Annotated in this window: 15 protein-coding genes; 4 read left to right on the top strand and 11 right to left on the bottom strand. The window is 68.7% G+C overall.

Annotated elements, in window-relative coordinates; all coding sequences use genetic code 11:
- Nucleotides 1-27 precede the first annotated feature (27 nt).
- The 9 genes from ABDZ81_RS02135 to mbhE all read right to left on the bottom strand — a co-directional run bounded on the left by ABDZ81_RS02135 (nt 28) and on the right by mbhE (nt 7,397).
- Nucleotides 28-267, bottom strand: coding sequence for a ribbon-helix-helix domain-containing protein (locus ABDZ81_RS02135; protein ID WP_343772185.1), 240 nt, complete (start codon nt 265-267; stop codon nt 28-30).
- Between the two features lie 68 nt (nt 268-335).
- On the bottom strand, nt 336-1,190 hold the full coding sequence (locus ABDZ81_RS02130) for a hypothetical protein (protein WP_343772184.1): 855 nt from the start codon (nt 1,188-1,190) through the stop codon (nt 336-338).
- The gene (gene mnhG / locus ABDZ81_RS02125) at nt 1,187-1,561 is read right to left on the bottom strand and encodes a monovalent cation/H(+) antiporter subunit G (RefSeq protein WP_343772183.1); all 375 of its coding nucleotides are present in this window, start codon (nt 1,559-1,561) and stop codon (nt 1,187-1,189) included. The genes ABDZ81_RS02130 and mnhG overlap by 4 nt, the downstream gene beginning before the upstream one ends.
- Nucleotides 1,562-1,599: 38 nt before the next feature.
- A complete protein-coding gene (locus ABDZ81_RS02120) occupies nt 1,600-1,893 on the bottom strand; it encodes an MrpF/PhaF family protein (protein ID WP_343772182.1) in 294 nt (97 codons plus the stop codon).
- Nucleotides 1,883-2,560 (bottom strand): Na+/H+ antiporter subunit E, encoded by a 678-nt coding sequence (locus ABDZ81_RS02115; RefSeq protein ID WP_377075040.1) that lies wholly within the window; start codon nt 2,558-2,560, stop codon nt 1,883-1,885. Before ABDZ81_RS02115 ends, ABDZ81_RS02120 begins: the two co-directional genes overlap by 11 nt.
- Nucleotides 2,561-2,600: 40 nt before the next feature.
- A complete protein-coding gene (locus tag ABDZ81_RS02110) occupies nt 2,601-4,247 on the bottom strand; it encodes a complex I subunit 5 family protein (RefSeq protein ID WP_343772180.1) in 1,647 nt (548 codons plus the stop codon).
- Nucleotides 4,244-4,585 (bottom strand): sodium:proton antiporter, encoded by a 342-nt coding sequence (locus ABDZ81_RS02105; RefSeq protein WP_343772179.1) that lies wholly within the window; start codon nt 4,583-4,585, stop codon nt 4,244-4,246. The genes ABDZ81_RS02110 and ABDZ81_RS02105 overlap by 4 nt, the downstream gene beginning before the upstream one ends.
- Complete coding sequence (locus ABDZ81_RS02100; protein ID WP_343772178.1) at nt 4,582-5,046, bottom strand: MnhB domain-containing protein; 465 nt, start codon at nt 5,044-5,046, stop codon at nt 4,582-4,584. The genes ABDZ81_RS02105 and ABDZ81_RS02100 overlap by 4 nt, the downstream gene beginning before the upstream one ends.
- The gene (mbhE, locus tag ABDZ81_RS02095; RefSeq protein WP_343772177.1) at nt 5,043-7,397 is read right to left on the bottom strand and encodes a hydrogen gas-evolving membrane-bound hydrogenase subunit E; all 2,355 of its coding nucleotides are present in this window, start codon (nt 7,395-7,397) and stop codon (nt 5,043-5,045) included. The genes ABDZ81_RS02100 and mbhE overlap by 4 nt, the downstream gene beginning before the upstream one ends.
- Before the next feature lie 160 nt (nt 7,398-7,557).
- Here mbhE and ABDZ81_RS02090 point away from each other — a divergent pair, with 160 nt between their 5' ends.
- Entirely contained in the window at nt 7,558-8,151 is a 594-nt protein-coding gene (locus ABDZ81_RS02090) for a SprT-like domain-containing protein (RefSeq protein WP_343772176.1), read from the top strand.
- Between the two features lie 36 nt (nt 8,152-8,187).
- Here the strand turns inward: ABDZ81_RS02090 and ABDZ81_RS02085 are convergent, their stop codons facing one another.
- Nucleotides 8,188-8,643, bottom strand: coding sequence for a hypothetical protein (locus tag ABDZ81_RS02085; RefSeq protein WP_343772175.1), 456 nt, complete (start codon nt 8,641-8,643; stop codon nt 8,188-8,190).
- A gap of 228 nt (nt 8,644-8,871) precedes the next feature.
- On the opposite strand from ABDZ81_RS02085, the gene ABDZ81_RS02080 reads away from it, so the two are divergent.
- Together ABDZ81_RS02080 and ABDZ81_RS02075 are read left to right on the top strand one after the other, a co-directional pair.
- Entirely contained in the window at nt 8,872-10,347 is a 1,476-nt protein-coding gene (locus ABDZ81_RS02080) for an ATPase domain-containing protein (protein WP_343772174.1), read from the top strand.
- A 9-nt stretch (nt 10,348-10,356) separates the two neighbouring features.
- Nucleotides 10,357-11,376, top strand: coding sequence for a sensor histidine kinase (locus ABDZ81_RS02075; protein WP_343772173.1), 1,020 nt, complete (start codon nt 10,357-10,359; stop codon nt 11,374-11,376).
- A gap of 18 nt (nt 11,377-11,394) precedes the next feature.
- On the opposite strand, the gene ABDZ81_RS02070 is transcribed toward ABDZ81_RS02075, so the two are convergent.
- Nucleotides 11,395-12,453 carry an enolase-like domain-containing protein gene (locus ABDZ81_RS02070; protein ID WP_343772171.1) on the bottom strand — a complete coding sequence of 353 codons (1,059 nt, stop codon included), beginning with the start codon at nt 12,451-12,453 and terminating at the stop codon, nt 11,395-11,397.
- Between the two features lie 144 nt (nt 12,454-12,597).
- Here ABDZ81_RS02070 and dhaK point away from each other — a divergent pair, with 144 nt between their 5' ends.
- Complete coding sequence (gene dhaK, locus ABDZ81_RS02065; RefSeq protein WP_343772170.1) at nt 12,598-13,599, top strand: dihydroxyacetone kinase subunit DhaK; 1,002 nt, start codon at nt 12,598-12,600, stop codon at nt 13,597-13,599.
- The last annotated feature ends 34 nt before the right edge of the window (nt 13,600-13,633 follow it).

Below are 13,633 nucleotides of genomic sequence, written 5' to 3'. Positions count from 1 at the left end.
AGCGGTCGTCACGTCGGCGTCGACCCGCTAGAACATCCGGCCGTCTTCGTCGACGTCGTCCTGCATTGCGGGGTCCTGCTGATCCTCGACGTTCTGCATCACCCACTCGTCGTCCTCCGTGGACGTTCCCGTGGTTTCGTAGGCCGACATCCCCATCGACAGCAGCTCTTCGATCGCCTGTTCCCGGTTGAGAAACTCGCCCTGGTCGACCAGGCGGTCGATCTCGGTGTCGACGCGGTCGGGCAGGGAGACCTCGATGTTGGGCATGTGGCGAACTCGGGGAGTGATCGACGTAAATGCTTCGTCCGCCCCTGGGGATGGATCAGACGAGCCGATCACTCCCACGAGCGGTCGTCCAAGAACCCCCGGACGCGCGGCGCGAGCGCCGACCGGAGCGCCCCCTCGTCGACGCCGCCGTCGCCGAAGTGCTTCGCGGGGGCTTCCCGCGCGACGGCGTCGAGCGCGCGCTCGGTCACGGTCTCGGCTGTCACGCCGCGCCCCTGTTCTTCCAGCCGTCCGGCGAGTCGTTCGAGCCGTCGATCGGTGGCGTGGCGCTCGACCAGCGCGTCGGCCGACTCGGCGGGAGCGGGATCGCCGGCCGCAGACTCGTCCGCCTCCCGAAACTCGGGCGCGAGCAGCCGCGCGGCGCCGCCGGTCTTCGATCGCACGACGACGCCGGCCATCGGGCCGTCGTACCACTCCGAGGCCGGGAACTCGTAGGCGTCTGGGTCGAAGTCCTGCGCGCGCAGTTCCTTCCGGACGGCGTTGACCGGCGCCAGTCCCAGCCGGCGAAAGATCTGCTCGACCCGATCGGGAGGGAGGAATGACTTTTCGGTCGCCGACCAGACGTCGGTCCCCAGCACCGGCGGCGTGCGCGCCCAGTCGTAGTCGATCGACTTGCGGTGGGTCGCGACGCCGAAAAAGGTCACCGCCCCGACGTCGGCGACGGCGTCACGGAGCGCCTGCCGGTCGAGATTCTCGCGGACGTGCGCCAGCGCGTGCCGGTAGGGCAGCGGCGGGTCGCCCGGTTCGAACGCGCGCTCGCGGTCGCCGAAGCGGATCGCGCCGTCCTCCCGAAGTTGGAATCGAAGCGCGCCGCCGTCGACGTACTCCTGGAGCCAGAGGTGGCCGCCGCCGAGCAGCTCGTCGCGCATCTCGTCGATCGGGGGCAGCGGCGGGCGAGACTTCATTCGGCGCCCTCGCCGTCGGGATCGCCGCCGCTCTCGGTCTCGTCGCCCGTTTCGACGGGCCAGGTGACGCTGCCGAGGAACGGGACGCCGATCTTCTGTGCGGACCGCGAGATCATGTGTGCGCCCGTCGGTACGGTGAGGAACAGGAAGACGATGCCGATCAGCGACGGCATCCCCGCGCCGCCGGGACCGAAGTAAACGAACCCCGCGAGGAAGATCGCCGCGGTCCCGAGCGTGGTCGGCTTGCTCGTGGCGTGCATCCGGTTGTACACGTTTGGCAGGCGCAGCAGGCCGATCGTCCCGACGGTCAGGAAGAACACGCCGACGGCGACGAGCGCGACGATCGTCCACCGCTGTATCGGTCCTACCATCGGTCGTTCCCTCCGCGGGCTGTGGTCTGTCCTCGCATCTACTCCCTCCGTTCGATGATGTCTCCCTCGGTGACATACTTCGCGACCGTGACCGTCGACAGGAAGCCGATGATCGCGAGCACCAGGCTCACCGTGACGAACAGGCCGCGGCCGGTCTTGAGCGCGAACAGCACGGCGATGGCGACGACGTTGGTCGCGATGGCGTCGAGCGCGACGACCCGGTCGGGCACCGTCGGCCCGACGATCACGCGGTAGCCACAGAGCACGCAGAGCGCGCTGACGATCACGAGCCCGGCGTTCGCGGCCGTCGACACCAGCGGGTCAGCGGCCATCGCCGTCACCTCCGCGGTCGCCCGGGGTCCGGTCGCGGTCCCAGTTCTCGTCGCGCTGGCGACCGAGGTCCTCCAGCCCCTCGCTGTCGGTCACCGGCTCCGGCGGCACCTCCATCTCCGGCGGGTACACCGAGAACCCGGGCGAGGGGTCCTCGGGCGACAGTTCCTCGTCGAAGATCTCCAGCGCGTAGTCCTCCCAGGTGCGGATCGGCTCGACGATCGCCTCGGGATCCCGGCCGTCGATCACGTGGACGTACAGCGCGTTCTCCTCGGGGTCGTGGTCGAGCGTGATCGTCCCCGGCGTGATCGTGATGCTGTTGGCGATCGTCGTGACGCCGAGGTCGGTCCGCACGCGCAGCGGGATCAGGATCACCTCGGGCTCGATCGGCATGGTCGGCGCCAGCACCCGCCGGGCGACGTCGACATTCGCGACGACGACTTCGCGGAGGAACACCAGCACGAACAGCGCCGCGTAGGGGACCGAGCCCAACGTCCCGGTGAGGTCGATCCCCTCGGCGTAGAGTCGGCGGAACAGGTACGCCACCGGGAATCCGACGGCGGTCCCCAGCAGGAACTGGCCGACCAGCGGGTCGAGCGCCAACTCGACGCCGCGGACGACCACCCAGAGGACGCCGAAGGCGAGCCCGGCGACCGGCCATCTCCGGATCACGGCGGCTCACCTCCGCCGTGACCGTAGTCGCCGGACATCACGGCGGCTCACCTCCCGTCGGCGCGACAACGTCGACGTACGCGCCCCGATCCAGCGCGGCGACGGCAGCGTCGCTCGCGAACCGGTAGACCGGGTCGAAGGCGACGCCGACGGCCAGGATCGCGACCGCCATCGCGGCGACGACGGCGACCTCGCGCCGGTCGACGGCGGCGCCGGCGACCATCGGCGTCCGGGCGCCCCAGAAGCAGGCGTTCCAGGCGCGAGTCGCGTAGACGATCGTCAGCACGGCGCCGGCGAGCAACACGGCGAGCGCGACGGCGGGCGGCCAGACCGCGCCGCCGTTCCTGACGACGAGCCCGAGCCAGTCGCTGGCGACGCCGAAGGTCAGGAACTTCCCGAAGAAGCCCGCGAGCGGCGGGATGCCGATCAGCGAGAGGCCGCCGACGAAGAAGGCGCCAGCTAGCGTCGGCGATCGACCGGCGAGCCCGCCCAGGTCGGCCAGCCGGTTCGTGCCGGTCGCCGAGCGGACGGCGCCGGTCGCCATGAACAGCAGCCCCTTCGCGAGCGCGTGGTGGAGCGCGTACACCAGCGCGGCCGCGATCGCGAGTCCGCGGAGCGAGGTCGCGGGATCGACGCCCGAGGGCGCCGGGTCGGCCGCAGCGGCGACGGCGATCGGGATCGCGATGAAGCCGACCTGTCCGATGCTGGAGTACGCCAGCAGCTCGTCTAAGGTGTCCCGCGCGACGGCGCCGAGCCCGCCGACGAGCACGCTCGCGATCCCCATCGCCATGAGGACCGGCGCGAACACCGCCAGCGCCGAGTCGCCGGTGATTCCTGGGAGCTCGACCGCGAGGTCGGCCGCCGCGAACACGGTGAAATACAGCCGGACGATCGCGTACAGTCCGACCTTCTTGGTGACGCCCGCGAGCATCGCGGTGACCGGCAGCGGCGCCGCGCGGTAGGCGTCGGGCACCCAGAACTGGAACGGCACCAGCCCCGCCTTCAGCCCGAACGTCGCGAGCAGCAGCCCGCCGAGTCCGACGACCGGGGCGGGATCGACGCCGTACACCGCGGGAGCCGCGAGCCGACGGGCCATGTCGGCCATGTTCAGCGTTCCCGTCGTGGCGTAGAGGCCGCCGATCGCCAGCAGCATGACGACGCTGCCGATCACGTTCAGCGTCAGGTAGCGAAACGCCGCCGCGGTGTGGGTGGCGCCGCCGTAGAACACGACGAACACGTAGCTCGCGAGCAACATCACTTCGAACCAGACGAACAGGTTGAACAGGTCGCCCGTGAGAAAGGCGCCCGAGACGCCGAGCAACAGGCAGTGGAAGAGGGGATGGTAGAACGCCCGCTGGTTCGCCCGGTCGACGTAGACGACCGAGAACGCGACCGCGGCGAGCCCCACGGCCGCGGCGATCGAGAGCATGAACGCCGACAGCGCGTCGGCGACGAGCGTGATCCCGATCGGGGCTTCCCAGCCGCCGAGCTGGTAGGCCGCGGCGCCGGGCGCCCCCGGTCCGAGCACGACGCCGTAGGTCAGCCAGGCAACGCTCGCCGCGTACGCCAGCGCGACGCCGACGCTCGCGACGCGCTGGACGCGCGGGCGGCGTCGCAGCGCGAGCAGCCCGACGATCCCGACCAGCGGGACCAGGATCGGCGCGACGACGAGTTGCGCCGTCACGGCAGCTCACCCACGTCCATCGTTCCGTTCTCGGCGTGCACGCGAAATGTCAGCGCGAGCGCGAACGCCGTCGTCCCGAAGCTGATCACGATCGCCGTCAGCACCAGCGCCTGCACGACCGGGTCGGCCGTCGCCGGCGTCTCGGCGCCGTGTCCAGCCAGTATGGGAACCGTGTCGCCGTCGCCCGCGACGACGCCGCCCACCGAGACGAGGTAGACGTTCGCCGCCTGCGAAATCACGGCGATCCCCCAGACCACCCGGAGGAGATCCCGCCGGAGCAGCAGGAACGTGCCCAGCGCGAACAGCGCGCCGACCACGAGCGCGAGCGCCAGGCTCATTCGGCGCCCACCACCGAGAGGATCGTCAACAGCCCGCCGACCACCACGAGGTAGACGCCGACGTCGAACGCCAGCGCCGACGCGAGGTGGATATCGCCGTAGATCGGCACGCCGTATATCGTCCAGTGGTCCTGCGTCAGGAACGGCTCGCCGAACGCCAGCCCGCCGAGGCCGCTGCCGACGGCCAGCGCGAGGCCGAGCACGAACGTCCGCAGGTACGCTTCGACCGACCGGTGCTCGAACATCCCGGCCCCCGACTCGACGTCGCGGCCGAGCACGCCGATCTCCAGGTAGTCCAGCCCGTAGGCGACGTAGATCAGCGCGAACGCCGCGGTCGTCAGGACGCCGCCGACGAACCCGCCGCCCGGCAGGTTGTGCCCCTGCAGGAGCAGCGAGATCGCCACGACGAGCACGATCGGCACCACCACCCGGACGGTCGTTTTCATCACGACCGTCGTCACGGCGACTCACCTCGGCGTCGCATCGTGAGCAAGACCAGCACCGACAGCGCGGCGATCGAGATCACGACGATCTCGCCGAGCGTGTCGAACGCCCGGAAGTCGGTGAGGATCACGTTGACGACGTTCGCCCCGCCGCCCCCGGGAACCGCCCGGGAGACGTACTCGCGAGCGAGGTCGGTCGGCGGCGCGTCCCCGCCCCGAGCGGTCACGAGCACGGTCAGCGCCGCCACGGCGCCGACGCCCAGCGAGAGCGCGGCGTCCCGCGCGAGCACGCCGGGGTGGGCCTCGGCGTAGAACGCCGGCAGCTCTTCGAGCACGAGCAGGAAGATCAGCAGGACGAGCGTCTCGACGACGAGCTGGGTCAGCGCGAGGTCGGGCGCGCTCGCGAGGATGTAGAAGATCGCGACCATGAACCCGAGGATCGACAGCGTGAGCACGCCCGCGACGTGGGACGGCGCGATCGTCACGGCGACGGCTGCGACGATCGCGACCAGCAGGACGAGCACCATCGCGGGCGTCGCGCCGGCACCGTCGATCGCGGGGACGGCGGCGCCGGTCGCCGCGTACCCGATCAGCGCCAGCGCGCTCGCGGCGGCGACGGCCCAGGCGGCGTACGTCCGGAGCAGGCCGTTGTTGACGACGGCGTCGAGCCGGACGCTCGCGGTTTCGGTCAGCGTGAGCCAGTAGTCGTAGAGCCAGGCGGGTCGCGGCGTCACGCGCAGCTCGTTGAGCAGCTCGATCCGGCGGCAGATCCCGCGCTCGAAGGGATAGGCCGCGACGCCGCCGCCGATCGAGAGCGCCGACATCGCGACCGGCACCGAGAGGTAGGTCGGCAGCCCGACCGCGACGTCTGTCGGCGTGGCCGCGGCGGCGTCGACGCCCCGCTGGACCGCGGCGTTGACCGCGAGCTGCGGATCGATGCTGACCGCTCCCGCCAGCAGCGCGAGGACGGCCGGCGGCGCCACCAGCGCCGCGGGCGCCCGGCCCAGCCCGCCGACCGCGGCGGGGCGCTCGCCGACGAAGATCGAGAGGAACTTCAGCGAGTACAGGACGGTGAAGACGCTCGCCAGCACGGCGACAGCGGGGTAGAGCCACGCGAGCGCGCCGTCGGCGTGGACCGCGGTTTCGTAGGCAGCCTCGAACAGCAGCTCCTTCGAGTAGAAGCCGTTAAAGGGCGGAATCCCCGCCATGCTCAGCCCGGTGATCCCCGCGATCGCGGCGGTGACCGGCAGCTCCCGCCAGAGCCCGCCGAGCCTGTCGATCCGGCGCGATCCGGCTTCGTGGGCGACGATCCCGGCGACCAAGAATAGGGCGGCCTTGAACAGCGCGTGGTTCAGCAGGTGGAACACGCCAGCTTCGGCGCCGTAGTGGTTGGCGAAGCCGAAGCCCGCGACCATCAGCCCGAGGTGGCTCGCCGTCGAGTACGCCAGCAGCTGCTTGAGGTCGGTCGAGACGACCGCGAGGGCGGCGCCGACGAGCATCGTCGCCAGTCCGAGCGTCGCGAACAGCAGCGTCCACTCCGCTCCGAGCAGCACCGGTCGCAGGCGGCCCAGCAGGTAGACGCCGACCTTCACCATCGTCGCCGAGTGGAGAAACGCCGACACCGGCGTCGGCGCCACCATCGCGTTGGGCAGCCAGAAGTGCAGCGGCACCTGCGCCGATTTCGAGCCGGCCGCGACTGCGACCAGCCCGAGCACGGGCACGAAGAGGCCCTGCTCGCGCAGCGCGGCCTGCATCGCCTCGGAGTTCCGGAGCATCCCGACCAGGTCGAACGCGCCGACGCCGGCGACGCCCGCCGCGGCGATCGACAGCAACAGGACGGCCACGAGCAAAAAGAGGCCGCCCCCGACGGTGACGATCATCGCCATCCGCGCGGAGTAGCGCGCTTCCTCCTCGGCGTCGTGGTGGCCGATCAGGACGAACGACGCGAGGCTCGTCAGCTCCCAGAACAGGAACAGCGCGATCAGGTCGCCCGCGAACGCGACGCCGAGGATCGAGCCCATAAAGGCCAGCAGCGTCGCGTAGTACCGCGCCAGATTCCCCTCGCCGTGCATGTAGCCCGCCGAGTAGACGAACACGAGCACGCCGACGCCGCTGGCCAGCCCGGCGAACAGGAGCGCCCAGCCGTCGACGTAAAAGCGCAGCGCGACGTCGAGCGACGGGACCCACGGGACGCCGACCGCGCCCTCGGCGCCCCGCTGGGTGACAACCAGCGCGAAGCAGGCGAGCGCGATCGCGGCGCCGACGTAGCCGGTCCGTTCCCCGAGCGCTCGGTAGACCAGCGGCGTCAGCGCCGCCGCGACGAAGGGGAGCGCTACCGCCGCGGCGACGACGATCAGCTCCGGGGCCATTGGGTTCGGCATCCACGACGCGCGACGTAAGCGTGTGCGTGAGACGGCGTCCCGAGGGTGGCGTCCGTGCGATCACGCCCCGCCCTGAGCGACGGCGCACACGGGCGTCGCCGCGACCCGCGCTTTAATGTGGCGACGGTGCGCAGGATCGACCGATCGAATGGCAGGCGACGACTCGCAGTCGGGCGTCCGGGCGGCAACCGAAGACGATCCTCGAACCGAGGACGAACTGCTCGATCGCGCACGCGAGTACGCCGCCGCGGTCGACCTCGACGTCGATCTCGACTCGGTCTCGTGGGGAGTCTCCCGGCGCGCCAAGCGCCGGGCGGGTGCGGCCGTCTACCACCGCGCCGAGGAGTCGGTGACGATCCGGCTGACGTGGGCGGCCTACCGCTCGTTCGGCTGGGACGAGTTCACCGACGTGATCCGCCACGAACTCGTCCACGCCTGGGAGTTCCTGGAGCACGGCGAGTCGGGTCACGGCGAGCGCTTCCGGGCGAAGGCAGACGCGGTCGGCGCGTCGCGGCACTGCCCGTCCTTTTCCGTGCCGCGATTGCAGTTGCTCTGCACGGAAACGGGCTGCGACTGGACGGTCGACCGGTTCAAGGCCTCGAAGACGGTGACGAAGCCGGAGGAGCATCGCTGCGGCGCCTGCGGCTCGCGCTACGTCGTCGAGCACGTCGACACGGGCGAGCGCTGGCGGACGAGCAGGGGGTACGAGGGCGCGCGAGAACGGATCGGCGAGGAGTGGTGAGCGGGCCGGCGGTCTCGGCGTCCGTCGATCGCCGCGCTACGCGGCCGACGCCGACGCGTCCGCGCCACCGCCGAGCCGACGCCCGGCCGCGGCGCCCGCGACGGCCGCGAGCGGAACTGACAGCGTCAGCCCGACCGCGACCAGGACGTGCTGGACCGTCCCGCTTCCTGCTGCCGTCTCCGAGATCGACGAGTTCATCCACCCGACGGCGACGCCGAAGATGAGCCCGCCGACCGCGTAACCCGTCAGCACGTCGCCCGCGGTGTACTCGCCGGCGCTCGCGAGGTTGCCGGCGGTGAGCCCGGCGAGCAGCGGCGTCCCGATCACCGCCGTCGCGTACCCGGCGGTGGCGGCGAGATCGCCCGATCCGGCCTCGGTCGACGACTGCACGAACAGCGCGAGGACGTACGCGACGACGCCGAACGTCCCCAGCGCGTAACCGGTCAGCAGCGTCGTCCCGTCGAGTTCCACGTTAGCAAGTCCCGAGGCCATGTCGAAATGTCTTCGGAACGCTATAATAAAATTTCCATTAGTTCCTTCGGGCTGGCGTCGTTTCAGCGTCGTACCGGACGATCTGCAACAAATCGTGGAGAAAAATTAGTTGAATTTGGAAATAATACGCGATCCCTCGGAAGAATAAATAGAATAACCGTGATAGTCTCGGCATCCAAAATACTAGCCGATGCGTTTAAACACATATCCGAGAAACATATCACAACCATGGCAGTAAACGGAGATTCACTTTGCCAACTCTCCAGCGGCGTCTCTGGTCTCGACTCTCTCCTCAACGGCGGATTCGTCGACGAGCGGCTATATCTCGTCCTCGGCGCGCCCGGCACCGGAAAGACGACGCTCGGGATGGAGTTTCTGCGAGCCGGCCTCGACCAGGGGGAGACGGTTCTGCTGATCCACGGTGAAGAGTCGAAGCAAGGTCACCTCGCGAACGCAGCACAGCTCGACATCGATCTGACGGAGGCGGAGTTCTTCGATATCGGTCCCAGGTCGGAGTTCTTCACTAACTCGCGGTCGTACGATGTCGTCGATCCTGCGGACCTCGAGGACGATTCGCTGATCGACGACATTCACGGTACTATCGACGATCTCGACCCTGATCGCGTCCTCATCGACCCGATCACTCAGTTTCAGTACCTCGAACCGACCGACTACCAGTTCAGAAAGCGTATCATCTCGTTCGCCCGGTTCCTCAAGGATCGCGGGACGACAGTCCTGATGACCAAGACGCCCGACGCGCAGTTCGACGAACAACTGAAGTCGCTCAGCGACGGCGTCGTCGCGCTCGAGCACGGGGACGAGGGCCGTCGCATCGAAGTTCCGAAGCACCGCGGCGTCGGGCAGCACGACGGCACCCACGGGATGGAGATCCGGGACACCGGGTGCTTCGTTTATCCGGCGATACGTCCCCAACAGCACTCACGGTCGTTCGCCCCGACCAAACTCACCTCGGGAATCGACGGGCTCGACGACTTGCTCGGCGGGGGCATCGAACAGGGGACCGTCACCATCGTCAGCGGTCCCTCCGGCGTCGGCAAGACGACAGCCGTCACCGAGTTCCTCGAGTCCGCGGCGGCCGACGGCGACGGCGCGCTGGCGTACCTCTTCGAGGAGTCGCTCGAAACGTTCACGTACCGCTCCGAGAACCTCGGCATCCCGATCACAGAGCGTCGCGACGACGGCGCGTTGACCATCGAGGCAGTCGCACCCTCGGTTCGGTCGCCCGAGGAGTTCGCACAGAAGATCCGCTCACAGGTCGAATCCCGAGACCTCGATCTGGTCGTCATCGACGGGATCCAGGGCTACAAAACCACGATCAAGGGCGGCGTCGACGATGTAAACCTCCGGAGACGGCTGCACGCGCTGGCGACGTATCTCACGAATATGAACGTCTCGGTGCTCCTCGTCGACCAGCAACACGAGGTGACGGGGGTGCCCCAGCCGACGAGCGCAAACGTCAGCTACCTCGCGGACAACATCATCTACCAGCAGTTCGTCGAGATCGAAGGCGAGTTACAGCGCGTACTAGGTGTGATAAAAAAGCGGGTCGGGAACTTCGAAACGATTCCGCGGCGGTTTACGATCGACTCGGACGGCCTCTCGGTCGGCGATCCGATGACGGGGTATCACGGCGTCATTACGGGGCTTCCCGAGCGAAGCGAAAACGCCGCCAAACACGACTGATCGACGACGATGGTCGAGATCCAGTTGCTGTTCGAGGGCGAGGGCAACCGCCGCGCGCTCTCATCGGTGGTCGACGAGCATTACACGCCCGTTGTCGACGAGGAGTTCCGGAACTGTGACCTCTACCTCGTCGACGAGGCCGCGTTTCCGAAGTACCGCGACGCGCTGAAGGAGCAGAAACACGAGCAGCAACCGGTGTTCTGTCCGGTCGTGCTGGTTCGTCGCGACCGAGCGCCGATCAACGTCAGCATTCCCGACCCGGTCGAGAACGATCCGCCTCTCCTGGTTAACGCGGTCGTCGAGGCTCCCATCAAGAAGCAGACGCTGTTTCGTACATTTACGAATCTCCTGTCGCGGCGAGACCAGAGCGAGGCCCTCACCGACGAGCTCCGCGATAGGAACGAACGTCTCGAACAGTTCGCGAGCACGTTACGCCACGAACTTCGCAATCCGCTGAACGTGCTCGACGGGTACCTCGACCGCGCGCGAGATCGGAACACCGACGAAGCGTTCGATGTCTGTCAGGAAGCGACCGATCAAATGAAGCAGTTGCTCGAAGATACGCTGCTCATCATCGAGGGCGACGACGTGGACACCGATCCCGAGCCGGTGGACCTGGCTGCGGTGTGTGACGGCTCCTGGGACGTCGTCTCGGCCCAGAACGCCAGTCTCGAGATCGCCGCATCGAAGCAGATACTCGCCGACGAGGTCCGGCTCAAGCAACTTCTCGAGAACCTGTTTCGCAACGCGGTCGAGCACGGCGGACCGGACGTCACCGTCACGGTCGGCGGCACGGACGACGGGTTCTACGTCGAAGACGACGGTCCCGGTATCCCCGAAGACGAACGCGAGTCCGTGTTCGAGGAGGGGTACTCCGGATCGAGCGCGGGGACGGGAATCGGACTTGCAGTGGTGCGGGCGGTGGCGGACGGACACGGCTGGTGCGTTCGGATCACGGAGAGCGGTGCGGGCGGCGCCCGGTTCGAGATCGCCGACGTCGTTCGCTATCCGGCGACCGATTGGGAGTGACCGCGCTGCACCGGTCGCCTATCGGAACGACCAATCGATTCCGCGCGCGTCTTCGGGCGGCGCGAGCGGACTCGTCGGCAGATCTGATCCCACGTCCGGGTCGTTGTACGCCCGGGGCGCGACGTCGTTCGGGCCATCGGGATAGAACAGCGAGGCCAGCGCCTGGATGTGCTGGCGCCCGACGCCGAGCTCGAACTGGCCGCCACCGTACAGCGTCATCCCGCGTTCCTGTGCGTGCTCGATCGTCTCGAACAGCGACTCGACCGAGCCGAACCGGGAGGGCTTGACGTTGAGCCACTCGGGCTCCCACGGGAGAGTCTCGACGTCGTCGAGGCCGTGGATCGGCGCGTCCCAGCTCACCCGGTCGGCGGCGTCGTCGACGATCGGGCGCGTCTCGTCGGTCAGCGCCGGGTCCTCGATCACGGCCTCCGGGAACGACTCGATCAGCAGTTCGTACAGCCCCGGATCGGGCGCCTGGTCGACCTCGGTCCCCTCGTAGTGGCCCTTCAGGTCGAGGATGCGGACGGCGCCCGAGTCGGCGAGCTCCGCGACGATCGACTCGGTCCAGTCCGAGGTGGGATCGAGCTTGAACTGCAGGTTCGGGTCCGCTTCGCGCAGCGCGTCGATCCGATCCAGCGTCGGCGGGTCGCCCAGCCGCGTGCTCGCGACGAAGCTGACGGGATCGTACGTTCGGTCGAGCGCGTCGGCAAGCGTCAAGTCACTCTGCTTCAGCGCGAGATCGAGCGCGGCCGACTCGACGCCCCAGCGGCGGTAGTTCCGGAACTCCGAGCGGTCGGGCGCGCCGGCCGGGAACAGATCCATCTCGCCCACGAGTTGCGAGAACTCGTCGAACTCGTACGTTCCGGCCAGGTCGAGATCGGCGTCGCCCTCGACGAGCGCGTGGTGGTGCTCGGCTTCGTAGGTGACGTCCTCGCCGCGCCCGACGGCGCCGTCGCCGCGCAGCTCGAAGACGGTCGTCGTCCGGACGAACCCGCTGGAGGTGTCTCGCTCGCGGAGCGACAGGTCGTAGTCGTCGACGACCACCTCGAGGTCGGCGACGGCGTCGTAGATCGCCATACCGGATCGACGGGCGCCGGAAGTATAGTGACTGTGTCGGCCGATCCGTTTGCCGCTGCCGGAGCTGTTCCCGGACGCCGACAGCCGGAGAGCAGAACCGCTAGTGTGAGGTATATGTTGAACGACCACGAAGAATGACGCGGCATGAAGAAACTCATCAACGAGCCGGAGGACGTGGTCGACGAGATGCTCGACGGAATGGTGGCGGCGCACCCCGACCGACTCCGACGCCTCGACGGGCAGGAGGTACTCGTGCGGGCGGACGCGCCGGTCGACGGGAAGGTCGGCGTCGTCTCGGGCGGGGGGAGCGGTCACGAGCCGACACACGCCGGCTACCTCGGCGAGGGGATGCTCGACGGCGCGGCGGCGGGCGAGGTGTTCACCTCGCCGACGGGCGACCAGCTCAACGAGATGATCGAAGCCTGCGACGGCGGCGAGGGGGTGCTGTGCGTCGTCAAGAACTACGAGGGCGACGTGATGAACTTCGACACGGCCGCCGAGATGGCCGACATCGAGGGCGTCGACGTAGAGCAGGTGGTGGTGAACGACGACGTCGCCGTCGAGGACTCGCTGTACACGTCGGGACGCCGCGGCGTCGCGGGGACGATCCTCGTCCACAAGGCCGCCGGCGCGAAGGCCGCGCAGGGCGCCGACCTCCAGACGGTCGCCGAAACCGCCGAAAAGGTGATCGACAACGTCGGCACGATGGGGATGGCGCTGACCTCCTGCGTAACCCCCGAAAAGGGCGAGCCGACGTTCGATCTGGGCGACGACGAGATCGAGCTCGGCATCGGCATCCACGGCGAGCCCGGCACCGAGCGAACCGAGACGATGAGTGCCGACGAAGTGACCGAACACCTGACCGAGCGGGTGCTCGACGACCTCGAACTCGACGACGGCCAGGAGGTCGTCACGATGGTCAACGGGATGGGCGGGACGCCGCTGATGGAGCTGTTCGTCGTCAACCGTCGGCTGCAAGAGCTGATGGACGACGAGGGGCTGGACGTCTGGGACGCCTGGGTCGGCGACTACATGACCTCGCTGGACATGGAGGGCTGCTCGATCACGGTCTGTGCGGTCGACGAGGAGCTCAAGGAACTGCTCGCCGCGCCGGCCGACACGCCGGCGATGACGGTCCAGGAGTGACGCCGGGATCGCGGCCGGCGACTTACCGGAGCAC

Source organism: Natronoarchaeum mannanilyticum (genome assembly GCF_039522665.1).
Taxonomy (GTDB): Archaea; Halobacteriota; Halobacteria; order Halobacteriales; family Natronoarchaeaceae; genus Natronoarchaeum; species Natronoarchaeum mannanilyticum.
The sequence above is the reverse complement of the archived record's forward strand: the minus strand, read 5'-3'. Positions and strand labels throughout refer to the sequence as shown.

Bases quoted from the DNA above. Each gene is read 5' to 3' on its own strand.
- mbhE (WP_343772177.1), bottom strand. From the start codon at position 7,397: ATGGCCCCGGAGCTGATCGTCGTCGCCGCGGCGGTAGCGCTCCCCTTC.
- ABDZ81_RS02075 (WP_343772173.1), top strand. From the start codon at position 10,357: ATGGTCGAGATCCAGTTGCTGTTCGAGGGCGAGGGCAACCGCCGCGCG.
- ABDZ81_RS02135 (WP_343772185.1), bottom strand. From the start codon at position 267: ATGCCCAACATCGAGGTCTCCCTGCCCGACCGCGTCGACACCGAGATC.
- ABDZ81_RS02080 (WP_343772174.1), top strand. From the start codon at position 8,872: ATGGCAGTAAACGGAGATTCACTTTGCCAACTCTCCAGCGGCGTCTCT.
- dhaK (WP_343772170.1), top strand. From the start codon at position 12,598: ATGAAGAAACTCATCAACGAGCCGGAGGACGTGGTCGACGAGATGCTC.
- ABDZ81_RS02130 (WP_343772184.1), bottom strand. From the start codon at position 1,190: ATGAAGTCTCGCCCGCCGCTGCCCCCGATCGACGAGATGCGCGACGAG.
- mnhG (WP_343772183.1), bottom strand. From the start codon at position 1,561: ATGGTAGGACCGATACAGCGGTGGACGATCGTCGCGCTCGTCGCCGTC.
- ABDZ81_RS02120 (WP_343772182.1), bottom strand. From the start codon at position 1,893: ATGGCCGCTGACCCGCTGGTGTCGACGGCCGCGAACGCCGGGCTCGTG.
- ABDZ81_RS02090 (WP_343772176.1), top strand. From the start codon at position 7,558: ATGGCAGGCGACGACTCGCAGTCGGGCGTCCGGGCGGCAACCGAAGAC.
- ABDZ81_RS02070 (WP_343772171.1), bottom strand. From the start codon at position 12,453: ATGGCGATCTACGACGCCGTCGCCGACCTCGAGGTGGTCGTCGACGAC.
- ABDZ81_RS02085 (WP_343772175.1), bottom strand. From the start codon at position 8,643: ATGGCCTCGGGACTTGCTAACGTGGAACTCGACGGGACGACGCTGCTG.
- ABDZ81_RS02105 (WP_343772179.1), bottom strand. From the start codon at position 4,585: ATGAGCCTGGCGCTCGCGCTCGTGGTCGGCGCGCTGTTCGCGCTGGGC.